We start from the raw sequence: 24,307 nt of genomic DNA, 5'->3' as shown, positions 1-24,307 counted from the left end.
GGTCGAGACGATGCGGGCGCCTGATCCACGGCCGTCGGTTCAGGGAGGACGGTCGGTGGCGCCGGGTCGATACTGGCAGGTCTCGATACCGAAGTGGGGACGGGACGGGTCCCCAATAGGGGGACCACTCGTTGTGGGGGCAGGCGCACCTCAGACCCGCGTCACCCGCTCGGGGCACACGAAAACCCCACCGGATCCGGTGGGGTTTCGGGGTTCGCGGGGCTCAGCGCCTCAGACAGCCTGCCGGATCACGTCCGGCAGCAGCACGTGCAGCCGCTCGGTCAGACGCCCCTTCGCCTCGTCGAGGGAGCGGAAGTCCCCCACGTACTCACCGAACGTGTCGGCGACGAAGAAGTGCGTGCCCTGCCGGTCGACAGTGCCGCCGTAGTACCCGCCGTAGTTGGCGACCCAGAGCCCCGTGTCGGGCTGCGCCCAGCTGATGCGGACGCGAGCCGGCGCGGTGTCGGCGACGACCTGCGCCTCGATCTCGGCGATGACCTCGATCGTCCGGGTGTCCAGCGTCACTTCGGTCTGCTGGTGGTGATCGGCGGTCATGCTCATGGTGGTGCTCCTTCGGGCTGTGCTGCGTGCTGGTGCTGGTGCTGCGGGCGTCGCGGACGCCGATGGTGCGTGGTGGGCGGGCGCCGACGGTGCCCGTGGTGCGGTGGCGCCTACTCGACCGGTCGGATGACCGACGGGAGCATGACGTGGAGCTGGTCCTCGAGCTTGGTCTGCGCTTCTTCCAGCGATGCGAACTCTCCGACGACGAGGCCGAAGGTGTCCGAGGCGATGAAACGGCCGTCGCGCTTGTCGACGCTGCCGCCGAAGTACCCGCCGTAGCCGGCGATCCACTCACCCTGGTCTTCCTGCACCCAGGTGACCTTCGCGCGGGTCGGACGGGTCGAGGTCGCCGCGTCGGCTTCGAGGATCGCGATGGTGTCGACCGTGTCGGTGTCGAGGGTGACCTCGGCCTGCGTCGCGTTGCTGACGGTGATGCTCATGTCGCTCTCCTTCACGATCCGGGGTACATCTGCTGACACCAGAACGCTACGAGAACCACGGCCCGAACCGCCAGCGATGCCCGTTGATTCACGGGTTCTGTCAATGCGGCCCATCGGCGTCCCCCGGGTTTCCGGGGCGGTGTGACGTCTTTCCGGGGTACACGCGCCAGATCGGGGTACTCGTTTTCCGGACCGGCGAGGTACGTCACGGAATGACGGGGACGCCCGGCCAGGAGGCCCGACTCGCTACCGTCATCCGGGTGACCTCCGACAGTCCCCGCGATCCAGGGCACGCCCCGGCCACCGGCCGCAGCCGTCGAGTCGCGACGTGGCCCGCCGCCGCCTACGGCGTCGCGGTGGCGCTCGTCGGGTTCTGGGGTTCACCCCTCGACGCGGCGGCCGGTCCGACGCTCGACCAGGTGATCGCGATCGCTCATCGGCACGGGGCCCCCGACTGGTTCGGCTACGGCACGATCGAGTCGCTGTCGAACGTGGTCTTCTTCGTCCCGTTGGGCCTGCTCGTGGTCCTGCTCGCGGGCGCTCGGTGGTGGTGGGCTGGCGCGGCTGCAGGTGTGGTCGTCAGCGTCGGCATCGAGACCGGCCAGGCGCTCTTCCTGCCCGCTCGCACCGCATCAGTGGCCGACGTGCTGGCGAACGGCCTGGGAGCGGCCCTCGGAGCCGTACTGGGCATCCTCGCGCTCGCGTGGGCGGCACACCGCCGGCGTCGCTGACGCGCGGACACGACGAAGCCCCCGGAGCGATGCGCTCCGGGGGCTTCGTTCAGTAGCTCGAGACTCAGACGGACTCGCGCTGGCGACGGACCGAGCCGCGGACCAGCAGCAGTCCACCACCGAGGACGACTGCGCCGCCGGCGACCCAGAGGGCCAGGGCGGACACGGTCGAACCGGTGAAGGCGAGGGTGCCGTCGGTGCCGGAGCCAGCACCCGCAGCGGGGACAGCAGCAGCAGCGTCAGCCGGGGCGACGGTGAAGGCGGCGAAGCCGACGACACCCGAGGTCGCGCCGGTGGCGGTCAGGTTGTAGGTACCCGAAGCGCCCTTCGGGAAGGTGACCTTGACGGCGAGCGAACCGTCGGAGGCAGCGGTGTAGGTCTTCGAGACGGTCGTGGTCGGCAGCGCGCCGAGCGTGACCGCACCGGCACCGGTGACCTGAACGTTGACGGTCTCGTTGTCCTGGAACGCACCCTCGGTGAAGTTCACGGAGGCGGTACCGCCGGCAACAGCGGTGCCGGAGACGGAGACGTCGGAGTCAGGCGTGTAACCGGCGGCATTGGCGACGGTCGGCGTGGCGAGCAGTGCGGCCCCAGCCAGCACCACCGCAGCGATGAGCTTCTTCATGTGGTTCCCCTAAAGATCTGAAGATCCAGACCCTGACACCCAGAGCCCGCTGATCCGCCCGTGGTTGTCCCCGGCCAAGAAACTGGCGGTTGTGATGGCGAAGTTGTCTCAATCTACCGGAGTTTCACAGCTCGGTACCAGATGGCGTGGATTTCGGTCATTGGTCGTCATGTGTTCATTCCGGACGAGCGCGCGACCGAGTCGCCGTCATGATGCCATCGGGCTGAATCCGACGAGGAAATCCCAGGTCAGGCGGACATCCAGCCCCATCCCCACGAAGCCTGACCACCGCATCACCAGCCTGTGACGTCGGACAGCCGCGATCGATCACCCCCGGAGTGGGGGCGCCCGATCCGCGTTAACGGGACGGCGGGCTCACCCGGCGGCGAGAGGCTGGTCACACTCGAACGCGATCGGCTTGGCCTCGGACTGGCGGACACCCGGGGTGGAGCTCGCCTGCACGGGGGCTTTCGCGTACTTGCTCTCGCCGAGGAAGGCAACGCGGTAGGTCAGGCTCTGGCCCGGTGCGAGCAGCGTCTGCAACTGCGCCACGGGGTGTCCGCCATCCGTCGCCGTTTGCACAGCGGTCGTCTTGCCGTCCTTGGTTGCGCCGAGGAAGATCGCGCCCTCAGGCGCGTAGGTCGCGATCAGGGTCTTGATCTTGCCCGGCTCCACACCGAAGTCGCCGCCACCCGTGACGTACTCGGGCAAGCTCGTCGCGGCGTCGGCGGGTGCAGTGTTCTTGATGGTGACCTCGACGACCGACGTGGGACGACCGTCTTTCCGGCACACTGAGCTGCCGACTGACACGGTCTTCTCGAGGTAGTAGTCCATCTTCGAGCCGGTGCCGTCGTTCAGGTACACCGCGAACTCTCGTGACAACGCCGACTCGGTCGGGAGTTCGCCGGCCACAGCGGTACCGCTGATGCGGCGCTGCTCGGCCCGGTCCGCGCTCCACAGGCGCAGTCGGTCCTCGCCGGTGCTCTGGCTCAGGGCGGAGACGAACTGCTGGGGGTCGAAGTCACCACTCGCGACCTTGTCGAACACCGCGCTGGCGGCGGAGGCGAAGAAGGCGTCCTGCACGGCCGGATCCGGGTACCTCGCGTACACGTCGCTCAGTAGGAGCTTGACCGCGTTGTCCGACGTCAAGGTGTCTCCGGTCGGCAGTTTCACCGGGCCGGTGGCCTCGAGGATGTAGCTCAGCGTCACCGGGTCCATCGCCAGCACGCCGTCGACCTGTTCGCCGAACTTCTGCTTCCACATGGCCCGAGCGAGCTTCGCCGAGACGTCGAAACGCGGGGTCAGGGTGACGTCCTGCATGTACTTCCCGGTGATGCTGCCGTACAGCCCGGTCGTGTCCGGGGTCAGCGGCAGGATCGGCTGCGCGTACGGACCGAACGAGCCACCGGACGTCTGGTTCTGCAGGTGGATGGCGCCGTCGTCCGTCTGGAGGAGCGCCACGGCTCCCGGGATCCCGCCACCCGCGCGCAACTCGGCGTTGTTCTGGAACAACAGCAGGTAGTTCCGTTCACCGTCGTTGCCCAGCATCGCCGGCGCGAGCTGCACGACCCGGTTCGCGGTGGTCACCTGCGCAGAGGCGGACGACAACGCGTTCCGCAGCTCGGCAACCGCGGTCGTCACCGGGGACAACGTGTCACTCGTGTCGATCGCGTCCGCATCGCGGTCCGCCCGTGCCAGGGTCGTCGTCGCCTTCGCGACGGCCGGCTGTGCGTCCACGATCGGCTGCAGGTCGACCTTGCCGTTCTTCGGCGCGAACGAGTCGGTTCCGAGACCGCCGATGACGTCGGCGACCGGGGTCACCGCGTTCCGGGCAACATCGTCCACGACGACGGAGACCTGTCGGACTGCACGCAGGTTGGCCCCGAAGAACGGGACGTTCTGCGAGGCCCCCAGATCGGATCACCCGTCAACGAACGAGCTGCCCCCGCTTCACGCTCCAGGTGCTTCGCGGTCTTCTGCGCGGCGGCGGTGTCGCCACCGGTGAGTTGTGAGCGCAGTGTGTCGACGTCACCGACCGCTCGTTCGAGGTGCCCCTTCGCGAGCGCACCACGCACTCCCACCCAGGCGACGGCGAGGATGAGCAGCAGGACGAGGGCGAGGACGATCCACAAGACGATCCGGGCCCTGGATCCCCGGTGTGCTGCAGTGCGTCGCGACTCGGGCAGGTCGGACATGGCGCGATCCTACGGTTCCCCGTGTCCAGCCCACGTCACTGACGCACGGTGTCCACGTGTTCGCGGTACCAGTCGATGGTGCTCCGCAGACCGTCCTCGAGGCCGATCTGCGCGGTCCAGCCGGCATCCGCGAGCTTGGATACGTCGAGCAGCTTCTGCGGCGTGCCGTCCGGCTTGGTGGTGTCCCAGACCGTCTCACCGGTGAAGCCGACGATCCTGCCGATCGTCTCGGCGATCTCCTTGATGGTGACGTCGGACCCGGTCCCGACGTTGACCTGGTCCGGACCGTCGTAGTGCTCCATCAGGTGGAAGACCGCCGCCGCCATGTCGTCGACGTGCAGGAACTCCCGACGGGGCGAGCCCGTCCCCCAGTTCTCCACGCGCGCCGCACCCGTTCGTGCCGCTTCGTCGTACCGGCGGATGAGGGCCGGCAGGACGTGCGAGCCGGTGGGCGAGAAGTTGTCGCCCGGGCCGTAGAGGTTCGTCGGCATGGCCGAGATCCACGGGCGTCCGAATTGCCGCCGGACGGCCTGCACCTGCAGTATGCCAGCGATCTTGGCGATCGCGTACGCGTCGTTGGTGGGCTCGAGGTGCCCGGTGAGGAGCGCGTCCTCGTGGATCGGCTGTTCGGCCATCTTCGGGTAGATGCACGACGACCCGAGGAAGACGAGCCGCTCGACTCCGTGCTCCACAGCCGCGTCCATCACGTTGACCTGGATCTGCAGGTTCTCGCTCAGGAAGTCGTGCGGGTAGGTGTTGTTCGCCATGATCCCGCCGACCTTGGCTGCCGCCAGCACGACGTGCTTCGGCTGCTGCTCGGCGAAGAAGGCGAACACGGCGCCGCGGTCCTTCAGGTCCAGCTCGGAGGAGCTCCGCCCGACCATGTCGGTGAAGCCCTCCGACTCGAGCTTGCGCCAGACCGCCGAGCCCACCAAACCGCGGTGTCCCCCGACGTAGACGCGGTCCGCCCGGTTGATCGGACCGGGAGTGAAGTCGGTCGTGGTCATCAGGATCCCCAGCTCTCGAGTCGGACGGTGTCGATCCACGGGCTGCCCTCGTGCTCGAGGGCGGCAATGTCCGCGTCCACCATGATCCTCGCCAGTTCGGCGGTGTCGACCGTCGCCTCCCAGCCGAGCTTCTCCTTGGCCTTCGATGCGTCACCGACCAGCGCATCCACCTCGCTCGGTCGCAGGTACCGCTCGTCGAAGCGCACGTGGTCCTCCCAGTTCAGGCCTGCGTGGGAGAACGCGGTCGTCAGGAAGTCCTTGACCGTGAAGTCACCGCCGGTCGCCAGGACGAAGTCGTCCGGCTCGTCGACCTGCAGCATCCGCCACATGCCCTCGACGTACTCGGCGGCGTACCCCCAGTCGCGGACGGAGTCGAGGTTGCCGAGGTACACGTGGTCCTCGAGGCCGGCCTTGATCCGCGCGACTGCACGGGTGATCTTCCGGGTGACGAACGTCTCACCACGTCGCGGCGACTCGTGGTTGAACAGGATGCCGTTCACCGCGAACATGCCGTACGCCTCGCGGTAGTTCCGGGTCACCCAGTAGCTGTAGACCTTCGCTGCACCGTACGGAGAACGCGGCCAGAACGGCGTCTCCTCGTTCTGCGGCGGCGGGGTCGCCCCGAACATCTCGGAGGAGGACGCCTGGTAGAAGCGCGTGTGGATGCCGGAGACCCGGACCGCTTCGAGCATGCGCATCGTGCCCACACCCGTCACGTCACCGGTGTGTTCCGGCTCGTCGAACGACACCCGCACGTGTGATTGCGCCGCGAGGTTGTAGACCTCGTCCGGCTTCAGTTCGCTGAGGAGGCTGACGAGTCGTGCACCGTCGCCGAGGTCCCCGTAGTGCAGGAACAGCTTCGCGCCCGACTCGTGCGGGTCGACGTAGAGGTGGTCGATCCGCGAGGTGTTGAACGTCGAGGCGCGACGGATCAGGCCATGCACCTCGTACCCCTTGCGGAGCAGCAGCTCAGCCAGGTACGAGCCGTCCTGTCCGGTGATGCCCGTGATGAGCGCGCGCTTCGTCAATTGGTCCCTGTCTTGTCGGCAGAACCGGATTCGAACCGGTCTGGGAGGAGCACATGAAGAATACTTTTGAATCGATCGATCGCAGCAGCCGCAGTGAGGTGAGCCGCTCGGTAATTCCGAGCGTCCCTTCCGTACCGCTCCCGCGCAGTCGGGTCTCGGATGAGCGAGAGCACGCCGTCCACGAGCCGAGTCGGCCTGCCCGCATCGACAACGATCCCTGCGTTCGCAGCGAGCACCTCGGCTCGAGTGACGCTCCCTCGTCCGACGCAGCGAGCACCGGAACGCCGGTCGCGAAGTAGGTGGTCAGCTTGCTGGGGACAGCCATGCCGGAGATGCCGGGTGCCTCATTGACCAGGAGAACGTCTGCAGAGTTGAGTGCAGCGGCGAATTCGTCGTCAGGGAGCGGCGCAAGGAATTGCAGGCTGTCGATCCCAGCCGCCTGCTGCTGCAAGGACTCTCGTTGGTTTCCGTCACCGAGGAGGACGAAACGGATGGGAAGACCTCTGTCCTGAACGGAGCGAGCTGCTTCGACGACGTTGCCCAGGCCCTGCTTCACACCCATGTTCCCCGCGTGCAGGACGATCGTCTCGTCCGGTGCCCAGCCGAGCGACGCACGAGCCCCGACTCGGTCGACGAACTCGGGCGGCTCGACGTGGGTCCAGTTCCGCATGACGGTCACTCGCGACGCCGGCACGCCGAACTCTTCGACGACCGTCTCCATGAACCGGTCATGAATGACCACGACTGTCGATGACCGTTTGAGGACCCAGCGCTCGATCGCCGCGACGAAGCGCTCAGCCGGCCCGGTACCCGATCCTGTCTCGCGGAGGCCGAGCGAGTAGATGTCTTGGACCCAAGTCACGACGGGGGTTCCTCGCGAGAACAAGCGGGCACGCACTAGTGCGATTGCCGAACTGAACAGAGCGGGAGACACGAGAACGAGGACGTCGTGCCGCGCCCAGCGGCGGGAAACGGCGTGTAACCCGAAGCTCACCTCGGACAGCAGTCTGCTCACACCACCGGGCCGGGCCGGGAGCCGATGGCGGAGTCTGTGCACCGCACAGCCAGTTTCGGTCGTCACTGCAGACGACGGTGGACGTGTGTCTCCGAAGCTCCAGGCCGGGTAGTGCGGAAAGGTCGTGATGACGCTGACGTCGACACCGGACGCCGTCAACCCGCTTGCGAGCCCTCCGCTGTAAGGAGCGATCCCGGCGGGCTCAGGGGGAAGTTCAGGCCCACCATGAGAACTGCCCCGCGCCGCATGGGGCGACCATAACAGTTGCAAGGGATTCCGATCCGGCGTCGGCGCACCTGCGGCGCCGCCGGGCCGCCCGCCAGCCGGTAGCATCGGCGCAACGCGTACTCGGGCGCGCAGAGAGGCGGGGCCATGATGTCGGACGCGAAAGTGCCCGTCATTCCGCTGAAGTCAGCTCCGGGTGAACGGACGTCGTGGAACCGGGGCAAGGGGACGGTGTACCTGTGGGCCGTTGCCGAGCTGCTGTTCGTGACCAATCCCTGGCAGATCAGCTCCTCGCTCCGAGCGAAGGTCCTGCGGCTGTTCGGCGCGGAGATCGGGGTCCGCGTCATCATGCGACCGCGGATGCGTGTCCGTTTCCCGTGGAAGCTCCACATCGGCGACGACTGCTGGATCGGCGAAGGTGTGTGGTTCCACAATCAGGACCACATCCGGGTCGAGAACGACGTCGTCATCTCGCAGGAGGCGTTCCTCACGACCGGGAGCCATGCCCACCGCACCGACATGGCGTTGATCACGCGCCCGATCGAGATCGGAGCCGGCACCTGGATCACTTCGCGCTGCATGGTGCTCGGCGGCACGCGACTCGGCGAGTCGTGCCTCGTGAAGCCGATGTCATTGGTCTCCGGGACGAGTCCCGCGAACAGCGTCCTCGAAGGAAACCCCGCGCGGGTGACAGGCGTGCGCTTCGGAGATCGATGACTCCTGTCAACTCTGGCTGGGATGCGGTGCGAACGGAACCAGACCGATGCGATGATGAAGGAATGACCTCTTGGCGACTCGACTGAGGGACGCTTCCGTCCTGTGGGCGCAGGGGGCCTCGGCAACCAGCTCTTCCAGTTGAACGCCGGCCTGACCCTGTCCGAACATCCCGCAACCCTCCTGGTCTCAGGGAGCAGTTTCGGTCGCGACCGTCTCCGGCAGTTCGAGCTCGGTGCTTTGCTCCCTCTTCAGCGCTGACAAGCTCGAGAGAGGACTTCCGGCTCGGTCAGCCGTACGACTGGAGGGGCCGTCGCCGATCGAAGACCCGCGATCGATCGCTGACGACGGTATTCAGCGACCCCGAGACGCTGCCCTCCGCCTTCCGGCCCGGAACGTTCAACATCGGGTTCTTCCAGGATGCGGCATCACTCGCTCTGCCGACGGACGCAACCACTGCCCTCCTCGCTGCGTACCGGAACGCTGTCTCGGCGGGATCTGCGTCAGCGAACCGACCCGTTCTGCACGTCCGCCGTGGCGACTACACGACTTCTCCTGCCGCGCAGCGCACCTTCGGCACGCTCTCCCGGCGCTACTACGACGACGCGTGCCGTGCGCTCGGGATCCCAATCGACGAGAGCATCATCTTCACCGATGACCCCGCCGCGGTCGAACGCGAGTTCGACGTCCCTCGCAGCAACATCATCGGACCCGAAGACATCGAATCGCCGCTCGACACGCTCGTGGCAATGTCGCGCGCCAGCGCCCTGGTCATACCGAACAGCACCTTCTCGTGGTGGGCCGCTGAGCTCGCCTCCCACGTTCCGGTCGCGGCCCCGAGCACGTGGTTCTTCGATCGCCCGGGAACCTGCGGCGCACTGGATGGGTCTCCGTGCCGAACGCATGAGACGATTCGGCACGTTCCTGTCGCTCGGGTGGCTCCCGGCGAGCCAGGCGCTTTCCTTGGTCGCCTCGTTGGCGGCCTTCGCCGTGCTCGCGCGAGCTCGGGCCCGCGAGCTACGCGCAGTTCGCCGTCTTCGTGTTCGTCTACACGATGGCCGCGCTGGCCACGGACTTCTCAGCCATGGGTTTCCTGCTCGTACACGGGGTCTCCGGCCCCCTCCGACGAGCGGCGTGGTCCAGTTCGGCGGTGAGCGCGACCGCAGGTGGTGTTGCGCTGACCGCAGCGTTGTTCGTCCTTTCGTTCTTGAACCTCCCGACGGGGCCTCCCGGGTCTTCGACGTGCTGATCTTGGTCGCGGGGCTCGTCACCCAATCGCTCATCCAGCCGCTTCGCGGCGAACTCATGGTGCATCGCCGCTACCCGACTGTCGCTCTTACCGACGTGGGCGCAACAGTCGCCGGCTTCGCGGCCGCGATCCTCCTCGCGGCACATATCCACTCCGTGACCGTGCTCTGCGTCCAACTCGCTCTCACCTCCGTGGTCCGTCTCCTGTTGACGCTCGCGCTCTCAGCTCGCGGTCGCCAACGGACCCTCCGAGGACGCGCAAGCAGCTCCTCGTCCGAAATGGCCGCCCCTGCGCCGAACCCGTTCCGGTACGGCCTCAAGGTGCTGCCGCTGAACGTTGCTTCGTACGCGAGCCGAGCGATCGATTCGGGCACGTTGCCGCTCATACTCCCGGTCGGAGCGGCAGCAGCGTACGCACGCTCGTACCAGTTGATCGTCACGCCGGTCACTCAGGTCCAGTTGTCCCTCGGAGGGGCGATCGTCGAGCGCATGGCCCGCCGTGCCGCGCTCCCCGGAGACAACGGCACGTTCGACAAACGAGTCTGGCAAGCACTCCACGTCGTCACCTTCGTCGCAGCCATCGTGTTGTCGGTGGGCGCACCGATCCTGGAGAAGGTCTTCTTCGGCCCTGGCTGGGTGCATGTCGCGCTCATGATCTCCTCGATGGCGCTGCTCCTGCCATCCCTTACCTTGAGTTCCTTCATGTCGTGGAAGCTCCAGATCAAAGCGGAACTCCGGCACTCGCTCCTCAACCTGGCCGTCCTCATGCTCGTGCCACTGCTCGCCATCGTTCTCGGACTGCTCTACAGCACCAACGGCGCGTTGATCGGCTTGGCAGTCGGTGCGCTCGTCCAGGGTCTTGCTCTGGCGACGCTCCATCGTTCGCTCCTGCCGATACCGCTCGGGTACGCCGTCGCACAGATCGTCGTGGAGTGGGCAGTCCTGGCAGCCCTATTGGCGGTCCGATTCCTGTGAGCTCGCTCCTCCGGTGGTCCTGAGCGGGAAACTCCAGGGAGAACGCACCAGCCGCCGGAGGTGACGGCGGTCTCGCCTACTCGTCACGTCGTCGATGCGGCGTTCGAGCCTCGCACGCAGCTGGTCGGTGCTCGTGTCGCTCACGTCGACGCCGAGCACCGACTCCGCAAGCGCGACGTACGACGCGGCGAGGTCTCTGTTGTCACGCACCTGCCCGCCGTAGCCCGGTTGCGAGGTTGCCTGCTCCGGGTGATGGCGGTACGCAACCGTCGGCACGGAGGAGAACGAGATGCGAACGCCGGATGCAGCCAGTCGCATCCAGAGCTCGTAGTCCTCGGCATGGCCAGGCCGGTACGTCGCGGCCCCATCCAGCGAATCCCGTCGAGCAATCATCGTCGACTGCGGCACCGGGTTCAGGGCGAGGAGCGCCAGTGGCATCGCCGCCGGGGACAACGATGCAGGTCGAGGGAAGTGCACGCGCCACGTCTGACCGAATCGTGCGATCGGGGCGAACACGATGTCAGCGTCCGAGACCTGGCGGCGGTACCCGAGGAACCGGTTGGGCAGGCACACGTCATCAGCATCCATCGCGGCGACGAACTCGCTGTCGGATCGGTCGAGCAGCCGATTGCGAGCCTCTCCCGCACCGACGTTGGTCGTTCCTTCGATCAGCGACACACGTCGCGAGCGCTCGGCGAAACGCTCGACGACGCGGCGGGTTCCGTCCGTGCTCGCATCGTCGTACACCAGGACCTCCGCGTCGCTCGGCATCGCGCTGAGCGTCGACCGGAGCGCTGTCGTGATCGTACGCTCCGCATTCCATGCGGGCATGATCACCGACACCCTAGGCATCTCGCACGCCCACAGGCCTCGCGGGGGCGCCGATGACTGTCGCTCCAGGCTCCACGTCATCAACAACGACCGCCATCGCAGCGAGCGTCGCACCGGAACCGACCCGGATCGGCCCGAACACCTGGGTGTACGCGCCGAAGGTCACGCTGTCCCCGATGACGGGTACCCCGCCGCCCTCGCGGCGCTCTCCGATCGTGACGCCGTGCCGCAGCACACAGTCAGCCCCGATCCGCGCCTGCGGATGGACGATGATCCCGCCGAAGTGGTGGATCATCAAACGCGGACCGATCTCGACCGTTCGGGGGATGTCGATCCCGGTCACCAGTCGAACCACGCTGTAAAGCGCGAAGGACAACGCGTGGAGGAACCTCCCGCGGATGCCCCTGACCTGGAGCGTGTACCTGCCGAACCGGTACACGCGAAGCGCCCAGTAGCCGGGCTGCAGGAGCCACGGGTGTCCGCCGAACAAGGCGGCTTCCTCCTGCTTGGCGGTGACGCTGTCGTAGAACGACATCAGTGTCCTCTCGAGAGCATGGACCGGTACCTGCGTGCCGCGCGATGACGGAGCCCGCTCACGAAGGACACGGCGGGGTGCAAGGACAACGTCTCGCGCTGGACCCGACGTGCTTCGGCTCCGATCAGGCTTCCGTGCTGCGTGGACGTCCCATCGAGGTGGAAGCGAGCGACCTCGATGTGTTCGACGACGAATGGGACTCCCGACGCATACAGCCTCGCCGTGAAGTCGTAGTCGGCGGCTACCCGGAAGCTCTGGTCGTAACGACCCGTGATCGCCGCTCGCGGGTAGAAGATTGCTTGGTGCGAGGTCGGCAGGGCGTGCCACATCGAACGAACAGGTCGAGACGCGCGGGCCTGGTTCCGAGTGGCCGCTGCTAAGACGAAGTCCCCGAGGACTACCGCATCCTCGTGCGCGTCCAGGATCGCGGACAGTTGCGACCATGGGATGAGGCTCTCGTCACCGCCGTTGAGGAACCAGAGGTGGTCGCCGCTCGCTGCGGCCATGCCCTTGTTCATCGCGTCGTAGATACCGGTGTCGGGCTCCGAGATCAGCCGGACAGATCGTCCGAGATCCGCCACGAGCCGAGCCGTGCCGGGGGACATCCCGCCGTCGACGATGACGAGCTCACAACTATCACCCGACTCGTGGAGCAGGGTCTCCAACGATGCGACCGTCCGCCGCAGGCCTTCGTCGTCCTGGAACGTCACGGTGATGATCGACAGCTTCGGGGGCAAGTGCAGAACCGCTCTCTCCTGGGATCACGAATCGGCGTTGGTGCCGGGTGGCGAAGACCAGCCAAAGGGTGAATACGTACTCCGGCAACATGATGCCACCTGAGAAGAGAAGACTTCCGACCGCCCAGAACGGGAGCACCGCCTGCGCGACCGATCCGGTTCGCAGTCCACGCGCCACGCTGACGAGCGCCCACGACCCCAAGGTGATGGACGCGATGAGACCGAGCCAACCGAAGTAGAAGACGATCACGTAGAAGCCGTTGTCGAGGGAGTCACCCGCAGCCGCGCCGTTGAGGATGCCGTAGTCCGCGACGGTGTTCCGCAGCGAGCCGTACGGATGCCCGAGCGGGAAGTGCACGAGCGTGTCACCGAGGATCTGCAGCGGGCCGATTAAACGGTAGTAGGCACTCGACCCGGTGGTGAAGGTCGAGTCCAACCTCCCCGACAAGTACGGCAGCGCGAGTGACGTCAGCACCGCCAAGACGATCAGTGCAACGACCTTCAGGCGGCTCTTCCCGACGAAGATGACCATCAGGGCCACCACGCCGAAGAGGATCAACCCGGTTGCGGACCGCACAGCGAGGAGACCTGCGCCGGCGAGCACCCAGACCGGGGCCTTCCGGTACCCCTGCGCCAGCAGCGCGACGGCAAGGGAGCCGATGACGAACGCGGCGTACGACGGCTCGAGGTAGAAGCCGGCGGCGCGCGGGATCGGATTGAACTCGAGGTGTGGGTCGTACTCGTAGAGGTACTGGTGTTCCCCGAATGGATTGAACCACTGGACTGATCCTCGTGCGCCCGTCGCGACCTGGAGCACGCAGAGCGCGACGACGATGACCAGAGCGAAGAATGCCCCGCGCAGCATGGCCGGGACTGCTGCCGGTCGGATGGTGCCCCGTCTGCACTGTCCGATGACGACGGCCGCGAACACGAACAGAGCCAAGGTCTGGAAGAAGGACGACGAACCTTCACGTGTCGAAGGAGCAGCGATCTGCACCAACGCGTTCGGGACCACTGCGATCCCCAGGGCGATGACGACGTTGCTCATCGCCAACGTGGTGCTGACGCTGATGACGAGCAGTATCCCGAGGAACAGACCCATCGTGATCGGGTAGTCGCCGACCTTGCCGACCTGGAAGTGCTCGAGGAGCACGAACGCGGTGGTCAGGAGACTCACGAAGGCTCGGTAACCGTTGCTCATGCGGCGAGCACTCTCCGGTAGACGTCGACGTACTCGTCGATCATCCTGTCGGGAGAGAAGCCAGCGAGCTCGGTCGACGACACCGGGTTGCTGGGGACGGCCGACGCGATGGCGTCTGCCCATCGACGACGTTCGTCCACAACCGTCACGTTCGACGACCACCCGAACTCGCGAGCGGCTCTGGACTCCGCCGCGATAACCGACATGCCAGCCGTGAGCGCTTCGACGATGGTCAACGGGTAGTAGTCGACGGTCGACGAGAACACGAGGTGAGAGTGGTCACGCATGAGGCGGTACATCTCACTGCGATCGGTGATCGCTCCGACCATGGTGGCGTTCGGGATGGGGGACGGCGCATTGTCGCCGACTATCGTCAGCCTTCCGGGGGCTATCCGCGCGATCTCCTCCAACAGGCTCCAGTCGACCTTCGCTGCGTCACGAAGGTCTCGGCATATGAAGAGGAACCGTGCCGGAGTGGAGCGGTGATCGACCGGACGCTGCGCCCAGGCCATGTTCCAGAACCGCGGATCAACCGAATTCGTGACGGTGGTCACATCTGAGAGACCGCCCGCTTCCATCTCCTCAGCCAGCCATGAGGCGCAGGCGACCATCTGCAAGGGCACGCTCGATCGAACGTCGTCGATCGCCCGGCGACGTGCAACGAACGTGGGTGCCGCTCGATCGATCTTCGCGGGCGGGTATGCGGTCAAGAAGGGACAAGGGTCACACCCGCCCTCCCACCCGGTGCACGTCCCGGGCTGTGCGCACCGCCCAGTCATCGCCCACTGGTCGTGCATGGTCCACACGATGGGCTTCCCTTCCTCAGCGATCATCGAGAGAAGGTCGGTCGGCGGCATCATGTAGCTGTGGATGGCATGGAGGTGGACGACGTCGCTCTGTCGCACCGCCCGTCGCAGGGACGCTCTCCTCGACCGTGATGGGCGGACCACCTCGGTCCCGACGATCTGGTGCGCAGCGAGATTGAGCGCGGCTCGCGGAGCCGATGTGAGTCGGAGAGCGCCGTACTCCGCTTCCAGCGGGGACGGGCTTCCGCCCTTCGCATAGCCGTACGCGATCTTCGCGCTGATCCCACGCGACGGCAGGCCGTCGTGCAGGGTGCGCGCGACCCCGGCCGCGCCGCCCTCACTGAGGCGAACGTTGATTTGGAGCACCTCGGTCATCTCAGCGGCCCCTCCTCGGCCGAAGTGACCCCGTTCACTTCACGCCGTTCGCTGACGGACGCGTTCTGGAAGGGGGAGCCTCGAGCGCGGCCATCAATATGCTCCTTGCGATCGCCAGACGGCCTTGGCAGTCCGCCAGAGCACCACGAGGTCACCCGTGATGGACCAGTTCTCCACGTAGTACAGGTCCAACCGCACCGAATCCTCCCACGACAGGTCGGACCGGCCGCTGACCTGCCACAGACCGGTCATGCCCGGCTTCACCAGGAACCGACGGTGGACGTGCGTGTCGTAGCGCACGACCTCGCGAGCGAGCGGAGGACGTGGACCGACGAGCGACATGCTGCCGGCGAGGACGTTGAACAGCTGCGGCACCTCATCGAGGCTGTAGCGCCGCATGAACCCACCGACCCGGGTGACGCGTGGGTCGTTCCGCATCTTGAACAGGACGTCGTTCCCCTCGGCCCGGTCCAGGGCGCTGAGCTCCTGCAGGCGATCTTCGGCATCGACGACCATCGATCGGAACTTGATCATCCGGAAGGTACCGCCGTTCAGGCCGACTCGCTCCTGGCGGAAGAAGACCGGACCCGGTGTGGTGGTCTTCACCAGCACCGTCAGCACGAGCAGCAGCGGCGACAGGACGATGACGAGCAGCGCTGCACCGACCAGGTCGAAGGCACGCTTCGTGTAGAGCTTGCGCCCAGAGTACGTCGGCGTCTCGACGTGGATGAGCGGGAGCCCCTGCACGGGCCGCGTGTGGATGCGCGGACCTCCGATGTCGGTCAGGCTCGGTGCGACGACCAGGTGCTGCCGACCGGGCTCGAGCGACCAGCTGAGTTCGCGGACCCGCTCCGGCGGCAGGTCGTCGGAACTCGTGATCACGACGGTGTCGGCACCGGTCTCGCGCAAGGCCGAGCCGACGTCGTCGAATCCGCCGTGGCTCCGGATCGTCGAGCCCGCCAGCATCCCGCGGTGGTTGGAGGACACGACGGCACCCACCACGCGGTACCCGGCTTCGGGTGAACGAGCCAGTTCGCGGCCGATGTGCAGCACGCTGGCCGGCGAACCGACCAGCAGCACCGTCGCCGAGTACCCACCCTGCTGACGCTGGGCGACCAACCACTGCCGCCACATCCACCGCGACAGCAGCAACACGAGGATCCCGATCGGGAAGGCGATGAGCACGTACCCGCGCGCGAGATCGACGTGCAGCAGGAACGCCGCGATCGCCAGCAGCCCGAACACCCGGACGCTGGAGTCTGCGACCAGACGGTACTCCGTGCTCCCGACACCGATGACTCGCGCCCCGCGGGTGTCGTACAGGGCGAGCGCGCTCATCCACACCACGATCACGACGATCGAGATGGCCGAGATAGCTGAGCCGGAGGTCCGCGGTGTTGGTGGCGAGGTTCGACTCGATCCCCAGCCAGGCGATCTGCACGCCGAAGACCACCCAGATCAGCGCCAGCAGATCCGTGATGAGCACCCGGCGCGAGTACGAGCGGCTCCACTCGTCGCGGGCTCCGACCACGCTCGGTGCGCGGAGCGCGTCCGCCGTCATGGTCGCATCACCACGACGCACCGCCGTCACTCGAGACCCTGACCGTCTCGCCGTCCCACAGCCACACGTCCTGTCCGGCACGGTCGATCGTGACGGTGCCGTCGGAGTCCGCACCGTCGGCGCAGCCCACCGGCGAGACCGCGGTGCTGGGGGTCACGTCCGCCGCGGGCATGGTCACGAGTTGCACGCCGGAGCAGGACGCCACGTCCACGCGGGCCAGGGTGTACTCGCCGCCGTCGACCGCGATCGAGCGCACGCCGCCCATCGGTACGTCCACCCAGGCGTCCGTGCCGGCCCGCCACTCGAGCTGTCCGTCGCAGATCACGACCGAGGTCCGCTCCCCTGGAACGCCTCGATCGGGTCCGCGCACGGCGCCTGGATCGTCCCGCTCGCGAGCACCACACCGTCGGTGCTGATCCCGGCGCCGGCGGCGCCGGGTGTCCCCGCGTTCCACGTCACGCCCGCATCGGTGCTGGTCCGCGCCGTCGTGGTGCAGTCGTCACCGACGCCCGCCAGGATCGAGAGCTCCGCACTGGAGGCCCGGATCGCCATGAGCGATCCGACATCCGTCCCGAGTCCCACCGGGACCCACGTCGACCCGCCGTCCACGGTGTGCTCCAGCACCGGCCGGGGGCCGCCGCACGACCCGCCGGACGCACGCCATGCCTCCCGGTCATCCACGGCTGCCAACAGGCGCCGCCCCTGCTGAGCGGTGGATGCGGGGTCTGCGTCAGCCGACGTGCTCGCGCGCGGCGTCTCGGTCGTGTCGGGTGTGCTCGTGAACGTGGGGATCGGGCCCGCTGGCCCGTTCTGCCCCGGCGCGGTGCGCCCCAGGGCGAGGGAGACGAGCACGACGTCGATCGCGACCAGCACCACCACGACTGCCGCCACCACGATGAGTGTGGTTCGGGGCAGTGCGCGGCCGAGGCTTCGGGTCCCCCGGCGGGTCTTCATGGTCGGCGGCTCCGTTCAGCGTCCAGCGCGCCGGAGCACGCCGAGCTTCTTGCCGGGTTGCTTCGGCGGGGTCACCGGTGCAGAGGCGCCGTCGTCCTGGCCGTAGCCGTACCCGTACCCGTACCGGCCGTACCCGTACGCACCGGGACCCTTGACGGGCATCTTGGTGATGACGAAGCCGGAGATGGGGGCGCCGACGTTCTCGAGCGATGCGATGGCTGCCGCCAGTTGCCCCTTGTGGGTGTGGCCCGAGGCGACCGCGATGATCGCGCCCGATGCCTTCTTCGCCAGGATCGCCGCGTCGGTCACCGGGAGCAGCGGCGGCGCGTCGAACAGCACGTAGTCGAACTGCTGCTCGAGGCGCTCGATCAGGTCCTGCATCGCGCGCGAGCCGAGGAGTTCCGACGGGTTCGGCGGGATCGGTCCGGCGGGCAGGACGACGAGCTTGCCGCGCCCCCACGGGTGTGCGACGTCCTCGAGGTCGGCACGACCGATGAGCACGTCGGTGAGGCCGGCGTTGCCCTCGACGTCCATGTACTCGGCGACGCGGGGGCGGCGCAGATCGGCGTCGATCAGGATGACCCGGAAGCCGGCGCTGTCCAGGGCGATCGCGAGGTTCGCCACGGTCGTGCTCTTGCCTTCGGACTGCATCGACGAGGTCATGACGAAGGTCCGAGCGCCCGTGCCGATGTCGAGGAACTGGAGGTTCGTGCGGAGCGTCCGGAAGGACTCGGCACGGGGGCTGCGGGGGTCGACCTGCACGATGAGCGGACGCTCGGCGGCCTTGGCGTCGTAGGCGATCCCGCCGATGACCGGCTTGTCGCTGATCTTCTCGACGTCGAGCTCGGTGCGGACACGGTTGTCCAGGGTCTCGCGCAGCACGGCGATCCCGATGCCGAGTGCCAGCCCGACGAGCAGACCGAGTGCGACGTTGACGGGCACGTTCGGACTGACCGGGGTGCTCGGGACGTCCGCCTGCTTGACGCGGGTCAGCTTGACCGTGCTCTTGCCGCTCGCGTCGGTGGCCTCGATGTCCTGCACGACGTTGGTCAGGCTCTGCGAGGTCGCGTTCGCGATGTTCGCGGCCTGCACCGGGTCGGTGCCCTCCACCGAGATGGAGATGAGGGTGGTGCTGGTCGGTGCCGTCGCCGACACCATCGTCGCGAGCTGGTCCGCATTCATGTCGAGCTTGAGCGACGAGATGACCGGCAACAGGACGATGGGAGTCGACACCAGGTTCGAGTACGTCAGCACGCGCTGCTGGGTGAACGTGTTGCCCTGCGCCAGGTCGCTCGCGCTGCCGGACGTCTCCGTGGAGACGAAGACCTGCGCGGATGCTGCGTAGACCGGCTTCTTCACCAGGGAGAAGCCGGCCGCGGCCGCGACCCCGACCAGTGCCAGCACCAGGATGAAGACCCACCCCTTGCGCAAGACCGCGATGTAGTCGCGTAGCTCCACGCGGCACCCTTCCCCGAATGTCGCCGCGTCCTGCAGAGTCCCTGTCGCAGGTCGACCGGGATCGTCCCAGCGTTCGGCAGGGAAATACTGCCACACCGATGAGACGCGCTCGGGGTCTGGCGACGTCGAGTCTCGTTCTGCGTCCCGTACGGTGGCGACATGCAGCCCGAACCGGACGCGCCGACCGCCGCCCGCCCCTCCTCGGCGGTGCGGGACCTGCAGGTCATCGTGATCGCGCTCCTGGTCGCCGTGCTGCTCTCCCGCATCGTCGGCGGCGTCGCCCGGACTGGGGGTCTGCCCGCGCCGATCACGCAGGTGCTCGCCGCAGACCTGGCGGTGTGGGTGCCACTCGTGCTCGGTGTCGGGTGGGTGCTCCGGAAGTCCAGCCCGGCCGTCCTCGTGCGGAGGCTCGGGCTCGGGTGGGCCGACGCCGTCGCGGCCATCGGCATAGTCGTCGTGTGCCGCGGGCTCGATGCCGTGCTGTCCGTCGCGTTCTTCGGTGTGACCGGGCTGACGCCGCAGCCGACCCTCGGCACGCCGGACGTGCTGCTGCTCGTGGTCTCGGCGATCGGGGTGTGCCTGGTCAGTCCGGTGCTCGAGGAGATCGTGTTCCGGGGCGTCGTGCAGCGCCGGCTGTCGGCCGAGCTGACGCCACGCACGCGGTTCCTCGCGGTGCTGGTGACCGCGTTCGCGTTCGCGCTGATGCACCTGGCGATCAGCACGACCACGTCGTCGGTCGCGGGCTTCGAGGTCTTCGTGACGACGTTCGTACTCGGCCTGCTGACGGGGACGCTCGTCGCCATGACCGGACGCCTCGGCGGGGCGATCCTGGCCCACGTCCTGTTCAACACCGTGGCGGTCGTCCTCACCTGGCCGCGCTGACATCGGCCGCACGATGAGCCGCTCCGACCGGTAGCGTCCTTCTCGAATGTCTCGCCCAACCAGCATCTTCGAGAGCCCGCTCGCGCGGCAGGCTCCCCTGAGTGCGCTGTTGGCACTCGGTGCCGTCCTGAGCATCACGGTGCCGTCGCTCCAGGTGACGGACGACGGCCTGTTCGTCGCGAGCCTCGCGGTCACCGGGGTCGCGACGATCGTTGCTGCCCTGGCACTCGCGCTCCCCCACGCCGTCGGACTCGTGCCGGCGTTGCTGGTGCTCGACTTCGTGGCGATCGCGCTGTTCCGGACGAGCACGGGCGCAGGTGCCTCGGTCTTCACCTCGCTCGCCGTCCTGCCGGTCGTCTGGTGCGGGTCCCTCCGTGGGCGCCTGACCGTCGTGTACGCGGCGCTGGGAGTGACGCTCGTGATCATGGCGCCCTACTTCCTGACGCCGACGAACGTCCCCGGTGCGAGCGAGCTCGTCCGCCTCGGTGTCACCGTCATCGTGTTCGGAACGGTCGCGGCGGTCGTGCAGGAGCTCTCGCGGCGAGCGCGGCGCAACGTCCGCGCTGCCCGGCTGGGCGAGGAACGCGTCCGTGCGGAGATCGAGCGGGCTGCCACCGTCCAGCGGTCCCTGCTCCCGACGTCGACCGGCCACCTGGGCGTCGACGTCGCGGTGGCGGGCGCCTGTCTGCCGGCGAAGTCGGTCGGTGGTGACTTCTTCGACTGGTACGAGACGAACACCGGGATCGCCGTCACCCTCGGGGACGTGATGGGCAAGGGTGTCGGGGCCGGGCTCATCGCGGCGGCAGTGCGCGCCACGGTCCGCAGTGCCCGCGCCGTCGACGACCCGTCCGAGGCCCTCCTCCGCGCAGCCGACGGGCTCGCCGCAGAGGCCAGCGTGACCGACGTGACGTTCACCACGCTGTTCCACGCGCGCATCTCGACCGACGGCACCTTCCGGTGGGCGGACGCGGGCCACGGGTTGAGCCTGGTGCTTCGGTCGGACGGCACCGTGGACCGGCTCCGGTCGAGCGACCTCCCGCTCGGGATGGGGCTTCGCGACGAGTGGGCCACCACCGAGGGGTTCCTCGACGCCGGCGACCTGCTCATCTCGTTCAGCGACGGCGTGCTCGATCTGTTCGGTGGGCGCGAGGACACCGTCGACGCCGTGGCCGATCTCGCACGAGCCTGCGGCTCCGAACCCACTGCGCTGGTGGCGGCACTGTCCGCGCGGGCGGACGAGGTCGCGCACGACGACGACGTGACCGTGATCGCGATCCGACGAGCACCGGTGGCGGCTGACACCTCCGCGCTGCCCGCCCACCCAGCACGCCGGGATCGAGCGTGACGAGGTCAGCCCTCGACTCGGCGCGCTGAGAACCGCTTCTCCACGACGATCATCCACGTCAGACCGACCGCGGTGAGCACTGCTCCGAGGACGATCCCTCGATGCGTGGGTCAGCCTCGCCCCGGCTCGGCCAGACCACGCCGATCAGCAGGCCCAGGCCGATGACCGTGAGCACGAACGCGCCGATCGTGCTGGCCGAGTTCGCCGAGAAGTGACGGCCCGACGGAATCGCCCGCATCGAGAACGCGACCACGAACCAACCGCCGAGGACCCCAGCACTCACCGGGAACCACCGTCCCAGCACGAGCAGCAGCCCGAGCGACAGGACGAACCCGCCGGCGCACCAAAGCCACCACCGGTTCCGGTCCCGCCGCTGCTGCACGGCCAGGTCATCAGTCCCCATGGGTCGAACGTAGACCAGCTCCGGTCGCCGACCGTCGACCCCACCGGGTCGGTGTCCGGCGACCGGCGACCGGAACCGTGTCAGTACAGCGCGGAGAAGGACGCGTCGCGCACGAGTACAGTCGCCGCGTCACCCGCGACCTGCTGCTCCGGGTCGCTGGACAACCCGAGCTGCCAGTCGCCGCCACCCGGCTTCGCGGGCAGCGTGAACTCGACGGTCGTGTCCGAGGCGTTGAGCAGGACCGCGACGGTGTCGTCGCCCTGTTCGAGGACGAGCATCACCGCCCGGTTGCCGCCGTCGGCCCAGTCCCCGTCCTCGAAGCCGGCGTTGTCGGCGCGGAGCACCGAGACGGTCGAGTCGGAGTCACCGGGTGCCGTGCGGTACCACTCCGGACGCAGGGAACGGTGCTGCGCCCGGAACGCGATGGCCGCGGTCGTGAACGCGAGCAGGTCCCGGTCGGCCGCTTCCCAGTCGAACCACGAGATCTCGTCGTCCTGGCAGTAGGCGTTGTTGTTGCCGCCCTGGGACCGAGCGATCTCGTCGCCGCCGAGGATCATCGGCACACCGGCCGACAGCAGCAGGGTGCCGAGGAAGTTCCGGCGCTGCCGGTCGCGGTACGCGTTGACGCCAGCGTCGTCCGTGGGCCCCTCGACGCCGCCGTTGAACGAGGCGTTGTCGCTCTCGCCGTCGTTGTTGTCCTCGCCGTTCGCCTCGTTGTGCTTCTCGGCGTACGAGGTCAGGTCCGCCAGGGTGAAGCCGTCGTGTGCCGTGACGAAGTCGACCGAGCACAGCGGCGAGCGGCGGGACCCCTCGTAGACGTCCGGGCTGCCGAGGACACGCTGGACGGCGTCACCGAGCGCCCCTCGTCGCCGCGCCAGAAGGCACGGAGGTCGTCGCGGTACTTGCCGTTCCACTCGGACCAGTCGGCCGGGAACCCGCCGACCTGGTACCCCGCGGTGTCCCACGGCTCGGCGATCATCTTGACCCGACGGAGCACCGGGTCCTGGTGGACGATGTCGAGGAACGCTGAGTGCTTCTCGGCCTCGCCGTCCTGTCGCGTCAGCGTCGTCGCCAGGTCGAAGCGGAAGCCGTCGACGTGCATCTCCTCGACCCAGTAGCGCAGCGAGTCCATGATGAGCCCGAGCGCCGCCGGATGCCCGACGTTGAGCGAGTTGCCAGTGCCGGTGGTGTCGAAGTAGTTGGCCTCGTGACCCTCGACGAGGCGGTAGTACGACTCGTTGTCGATGCCCTTGAACGACAACGTCGGGCCCATGTGGTTGCCCTCGGCGGTGTGGTTGTAGACGACGTCCATGATGACCTCGAGCCCCTCGGCGTGCAGGGCCTTGACCATCTCCTTGAACTCGGCGACCTGCTCGCCGGCGGTGCCGCTGGACGAGTACTCGTCGTGCGGTGCGAAGAACCCGATGGAGTTGTAACCCCAGTAGTTGCGGAGCCCCTTGTCGGCAAGAGTCGAGTCCTGGACGAACTGGTGCGTGGGGAGCAGCTCGACGGCCGTGACGCCGAGATCGACCAGGTGCTGGATCGCCGCCGGGTGCGCCATGCCGGCGTAGGTGCCGCGGATCGCCTCGGGGACGTCCGGGTGCTGCTTCGTGAAGCCCTTGACGTGGACCTCGTAGAAGACGGTGTCGGCCAGGCTGGTCGAGGGACGGACGTCGTCGCCCCAGTCGAACGAGCGGTCGGCGACGACCGACTTCGGCATCGCGGCGGCGGAGTCGGTGTCGTCGCGGGTCTCGGGGTCGTTCATGTCGTGGCCGAACAGGGCCTGACCCCACTCGTACGAGCCGTCGACCGCCGTGGCGTACGGGTCGAGCAGGAGCTTGGCGCCGTTGTGGCGCAGGCCCTTGGCCGGGTCCCACGCGCCGTGCACGCGGAAGCCGTAGCGGGTGCCGACGGCGACGCCGGGGACGATGTCGTGGAAGGTGTAGCCGGTGCGGTGCTGCAGCTCGGTGCGGTGTTCGTTCCCGTCGTCGTCGAACGTGCAGAACTCGACGCGCTCCGCGGTGCTGGAGAAGAGTGCGACGTTGGCGCCGCCGTCGACGAGCGTGACGCCGAGCGGGGTGCGGGCAGAAGTGGTCATCGTGTCGTTGTACCGGGCGGCCGCTGTGGTCCCGGCTCGCGCACGTACCCCGCCAGGCATGGATGCGCAGACCGGACAGCTGCGACCGCCTCGTCGGACACCGGACGGTGACCGAGAGCGTCTGCTCCTCGTTCGGGTCGAGGAGCAGGCGCCCTCGCGCTACGACGACGTCGGGTTCGGCGCGGCGGTCCGCGACGATGCCAGCCCGGAACAGGGATCGGGCCCCCGCAGCTGGGCGGCGCGGGGTAGCTCACGAGACGGTACGGACGTGCCGCTCTCCGGGCGCACAGGTACGCGGAAATCGACGGAAGCGGCCCCGCTGCCATCCAGAGAACGCGCGTTCCCCGTTTGGGGGAT

Annotated in this window: 25 protein-coding genes; 6 read left to right on the top strand and 19 right to left on the bottom strand. The window is 67.9% G+C overall.

Annotation, left to right across the window (positions count from 1 at the left end; genetic code table 11):
* Positions 1-231: 231 nt before the first annotated feature.
* Complete coding sequence (locus JN350_RS05875) at positions 232-561, bottom strand: hypothetical protein (RefSeq protein WP_205463895.1); 330 nt, start codon at positions 559-561, stop codon at positions 232-234.
* 110 nt (positions 562-671) lie between these two features.
* Complete coding sequence (locus tag JN350_RS05870; protein ID WP_205463894.1) at positions 672-1,001, bottom strand: hypothetical protein; 330 nt, start codon at positions 999-1,001, stop codon at positions 672-674.
* A 260-nt stretch (positions 1,002-1,261) separates the two neighbouring features.
* Here JN350_RS05870 and JN350_RS05865 point away from each other — a divergent pair, with 260 nt between their 5' ends.
* Positions 1,262-1,732 (top strand): VanZ family protein, encoded by a 471-nt coding sequence (locus JN350_RS05865; protein ID WP_205463893.1) that lies wholly within the window; start codon positions 1,262-1,264, stop codon positions 1,730-1,732.
* A gap of 64 nt (positions 1,733-1,796) precedes the next feature.
* On the opposite strand, the gene JN350_RS05860 is transcribed toward JN350_RS05865, so the two are convergent.
* The 6 genes from JN350_RS05860 to JN350_RS05835 form a co-directional block, all read right to left on the bottom strand.
* The gene (locus JN350_RS05860) at positions 1,797-2,357 is read right to left on the bottom strand and encodes a sortase (RefSeq protein WP_111086114.1); all 561 of its coding nucleotides are present in this window, start codon (positions 2,355-2,357) and stop codon (positions 1,797-1,799) included.
* Positions 2,358-2,732: 375 nt separating this feature from the next.
* Positions 2,733-4,202, bottom strand: a complete 1,470-nt coding sequence (locus JN350_RS05855) for a DUF4012 domain-containing protein (RefSeq protein WP_205463892.1) — start codon at positions 4,200-4,202, stop codon at positions 2,733-2,735.
* Positions 4,175-4,552 carry a hypothetical protein gene (locus JN350_RS05850; RefSeq protein ID WP_205463891.1) on the bottom strand — a complete coding sequence of 126 codons (378 nt, stop codon included), beginning with the start codon at positions 4,550-4,552 and terminating at the stop codon, positions 4,175-4,177. The genes JN350_RS05855 and JN350_RS05850 overlap by 28 nt, the downstream gene beginning before the upstream one ends.
* A gap of 35 nt (positions 4,553-4,587) precedes the next feature.
* Positions 4,588-5,559, bottom strand: coding sequence for a GDP-L-fucose synthase family protein (locus tag JN350_RS05845; RefSeq protein ID WP_205463890.1), 972 nt, complete (start codon positions 5,557-5,559; stop codon positions 4,588-4,590).
* Complete coding sequence (gene gmd, locus JN350_RS05840) at positions 5,559-6,587, bottom strand: GDP-mannose 4,6-dehydratase (RefSeq protein WP_134195695.1); 1,029 nt, start codon at positions 6,585-6,587, stop codon at positions 5,559-5,561. The genes JN350_RS05845 and gmd overlap by 1 nt, the downstream gene beginning before the upstream one ends.
* A complete protein-coding gene (locus JN350_RS05835) occupies positions 6,529-7,935 on the bottom strand; it encodes a glycosyltransferase family 4 protein (protein ID WP_240347576.1) in 1,407 nt (468 codons plus the stop codon). The genes gmd and JN350_RS05835 overlap by 59 nt, the downstream gene beginning before the upstream one ends.
* 57 nt (positions 7,936-7,992) lie before the next feature.
* Here JN350_RS05835 and JN350_RS05830 point away from each other — a divergent pair, with 57 nt between their 5' ends.
* The 3 genes from JN350_RS05830 (at position 7,993) to JN350_RS05820 (ending at position 10,764) form a co-directional block, all read left to right on the top strand.
* Positions 7,993-8,544 (top strand): LbetaH domain-containing protein, encoded by a 552-nt coding sequence (locus JN350_RS05830; protein WP_308202615.1) that lies wholly within the window; start codon positions 7,993-7,995, stop codon positions 8,542-8,544.
* Positions 8,545-8,798: 254 nt separating this feature from the next.
* The gene (locus JN350_RS20625) at positions 8,799-9,695 is read left to right on the top strand and encodes an alpha-1,2-fucosyltransferase (protein WP_205464374.1); all 897 of its coding nucleotides are present in this window, start codon (positions 8,799-8,801) and stop codon (positions 9,693-9,695) included.
* Positions 9,696-9,783: 88 nt separating this feature from the next.
* Positions 9,784-10,764 carry an oligosaccharide flippase family protein gene (locus tag JN350_RS05820; RefSeq protein WP_205463887.1) on the top strand — a complete coding sequence of 327 codons (981 nt, stop codon included), beginning with the start codon at positions 9,784-9,786 and terminating at the stop codon, positions 10,762-10,764.
* Here the strand turns inward: JN350_RS05820 and JN350_RS05815 are convergent.
* The 9 genes from JN350_RS05815 to JN350_RS05775 all read right to left on the bottom strand — a co-directional run bounded on the left by JN350_RS05815 (position 10,741) and on the right by JN350_RS05775 (position 19,222).
* Positions 10,741-11,607: a glycosyltransferase family 2 protein gene (locus tag JN350_RS05815; protein ID WP_205463886.1), complete on the bottom strand. Its 867-nt coding sequence runs from the start codon at positions 11,605-11,607 to the stop codon at positions 10,741-10,743. The genes JN350_RS05820 and JN350_RS05815 overlap by 24 nt on opposite strands.
* A 1-nt stretch (position 11,608) precedes the next feature.
* On the bottom strand, positions 11,609-12,130 hold the full coding sequence (locus JN350_RS05810; protein WP_205463885.1) for a serine O-acetyltransferase: 522 nt from the start codon (positions 12,128-12,130) through the stop codon (positions 11,609-11,611).
* A complete protein-coding gene (locus tag JN350_RS05805) occupies positions 12,130-12,795 on the bottom strand; it encodes a glycosyltransferase (protein WP_240347575.1) in 666 nt (221 codons plus the stop codon). Before JN350_RS05805 ends, JN350_RS05810 begins: the two co-directional genes overlap by 1 nt.
* A complete protein-coding gene (locus JN350_RS05800; protein ID WP_205463883.1) occupies positions 12,767-14,044 on the bottom strand; it encodes an O-antigen ligase family protein in 1,278 nt (425 codons plus the stop codon). The genes JN350_RS05805 and JN350_RS05800 overlap by 29 nt, the downstream gene beginning before the upstream one ends.
* Positions 14,045-14,064: 20 nt before the next feature.
* Positions 14,065-15,249, bottom strand: coding sequence for a glycosyltransferase family protein (locus JN350_RS05795; RefSeq protein WP_240347574.1), 1,185 nt, complete (start codon positions 15,247-15,249; stop codon positions 14,065-14,067).
* A 93-nt stretch (positions 15,250-15,342) separates the two neighbouring features.
* Complete coding sequence (locus JN350_RS05790; protein ID WP_240347573.1) at positions 15,343-16,587, bottom strand: sugar transferase; 1,245 nt, start codon at positions 16,585-16,587, stop codon at positions 15,343-15,345.
* Positions 16,588-16,817: 230 nt separating this feature from the next.
* Complete coding sequence (locus tag JN350_RS05785) at positions 16,818-17,135, bottom strand: hypothetical protein (protein WP_205463882.1); 318 nt, start codon at positions 17,133-17,135, stop codon at positions 16,818-16,820.
* A complete protein-coding gene (locus tag JN350_RS05780; protein ID WP_205463881.1) occupies positions 17,132-17,701 on the bottom strand; it encodes a beta propeller repeat protein in 570 nt (189 codons plus the stop codon). Before JN350_RS05780 ends, JN350_RS05785 begins: the two co-directional genes overlap by 4 nt.
* 78 nt (positions 17,702-17,779) lie before the next feature.
* Positions 17,780-19,222 (bottom strand): tyrosine-protein kinase domain-containing protein, encoded by a 1,443-nt coding sequence (locus JN350_RS05775; protein ID WP_131921299.1) that lies wholly within the window; start codon positions 19,220-19,222, stop codon positions 17,780-17,782.
* Between the two features lie 159 nt (positions 19,223-19,381).
* Here JN350_RS05775 and JN350_RS05770 point away from each other — a divergent pair, with 159 nt between their 5' ends.
* Positions 19,382-20,104 carry a CPBP family intramembrane glutamic endopeptidase gene (locus tag JN350_RS05770; RefSeq protein ID WP_205463880.1) on the top strand — a complete coding sequence of 241 codons (723 nt, stop codon included), beginning with the start codon at positions 19,382-19,384 and terminating at the stop codon, positions 20,102-20,104.
* 46 nt (positions 20,105-20,150) lie between these two features.
* The gene (locus tag JN350_RS05765) at positions 20,151-21,449 is read left to right on the top strand and encodes a PP2C family protein-serine/threonine phosphatase (RefSeq protein ID WP_205463879.1); all 1,299 of its coding nucleotides are present in this window, start codon (positions 20,151-20,153) and stop codon (positions 21,447-21,449) included.
* Positions 21,450-21,507: 58 nt separating this feature from the next.
* Here JN350_RS05765 and JN350_RS05760 read toward each other — a convergent pair whose 3' ends face one another.
* Both JN350_RS05760 and JN350_RS05755 read right to left on the bottom strand, forming a co-directional pair.
* Positions 21,508-21,852 carry a hypothetical protein gene (locus tag JN350_RS05760; RefSeq protein ID WP_205463877.1) on the bottom strand — a complete coding sequence of 115 codons (345 nt, stop codon included), beginning with the start codon at positions 21,850-21,852 and terminating at the stop codon, positions 21,508-21,510.
* Between the two features lie 736 nt (positions 21,853-22,588).
* Complete coding sequence (locus JN350_RS05755) at positions 22,589-23,950, bottom strand: glycogen debranching protein (RefSeq protein WP_461963950.1); 1,362 nt, start codon at positions 23,948-23,950, stop codon at positions 22,589-22,591.
* Between the last annotated feature and the right edge of the window lie 357 nt (positions 23,951-24,307).

It is taken from the genome of Curtobacterium sp. 24E2, assembly GCF_016925595.1.
Lineage (GTDB): Bacteria > Actinomycetota > Actinomycetes > Actinomycetales > Microbacteriaceae > Curtobacterium.
This window is presented reverse-complemented; position numbering and strand designations above follow the sequence as displayed.

Coding starts and splice junctions, on each gene's coding strand:
- JN350_RS05875 (WP_205463895.1), bottom strand. CDS start 561: ATGAGCATGACCGCCGATCACCACCAGCAGACCGAAGTGACGCTGGAC.
- JN350_RS05790 (WP_240347573.1), bottom strand. CDS start 16,587: ATGAGCGCGCTCGCCCTGTACGACACCCGCGGGGCGCGAGTCATCGGT.
- JN350_RS05795 (WP_240347574.1), bottom strand. CDS start 15,249: ATGACCGAGGTGCTCCAAATCAACGTTCGCCTCAGTGAGGGCGGCGCG.
- JN350_RS05860 (WP_111086114.1), bottom strand. CDS start 2,357: ATGAAGAAGCTCATCGCTGCGGTGGTGCTGGCTGGGGCCGCACTGCTC.
- JN350_RS05770 (WP_205463880.1), top strand. CDS start 19,382: ATGCAGCCCGAACCGGACGCGCCGACCGCCGCCCGCCCCTCCTCGGCG.
- JN350_RS05755 (WP_461963950.1), bottom strand. CDS start 23,950: ATGACCACTTCTGCCCGCACCCCGCTCGGCGTCACGCTCGTCGACGGC.
- JN350_RS05810 (WP_205463885.1), bottom strand. CDS start 12,130: ATGTCGTTCTACGACAGCGTCACCGCCAAGCAGGAGGAAGCCGCCTTG.
- JN350_RS05845 (WP_205463890.1), bottom strand. CDS start 5,559: ATGACCACGACCGACTTCACTCCCGGTCCGATCAACCGGGCGGACCGC.
- JN350_RS05850 (WP_205463891.1), bottom strand. CDS start 4,552: ATGTCCGACCTGCCCGAGTCGCGACGCACTGCAGCACACCGGGGATCC.
- JN350_RS05870 (WP_205463894.1), bottom strand. CDS start 1,001: ATGAGCATCACCGTCAGCAACGCGACGCAGGCCGAGGTCACCCTCGAC.
- JN350_RS05835 (WP_240347576.1), bottom strand. CDS start 7,935: ATGCTACCGGCTGGCGGGCGGCCCGGCGGCGCCGCAGGTGCGCCGACG.
- JN350_RS05760 (WP_205463877.1), bottom strand. CDS start 21,852: ATGGGGACTGATGACCTGGCCGTGCAGCAGCGGCGGGACCGGAACCGG.
- JN350_RS05765 (WP_205463879.1), top strand. CDS start 20,151: ATGTCTCGCCCAACCAGCATCTTCGAGAGCCCGCTCGCGCGGCAGGCT.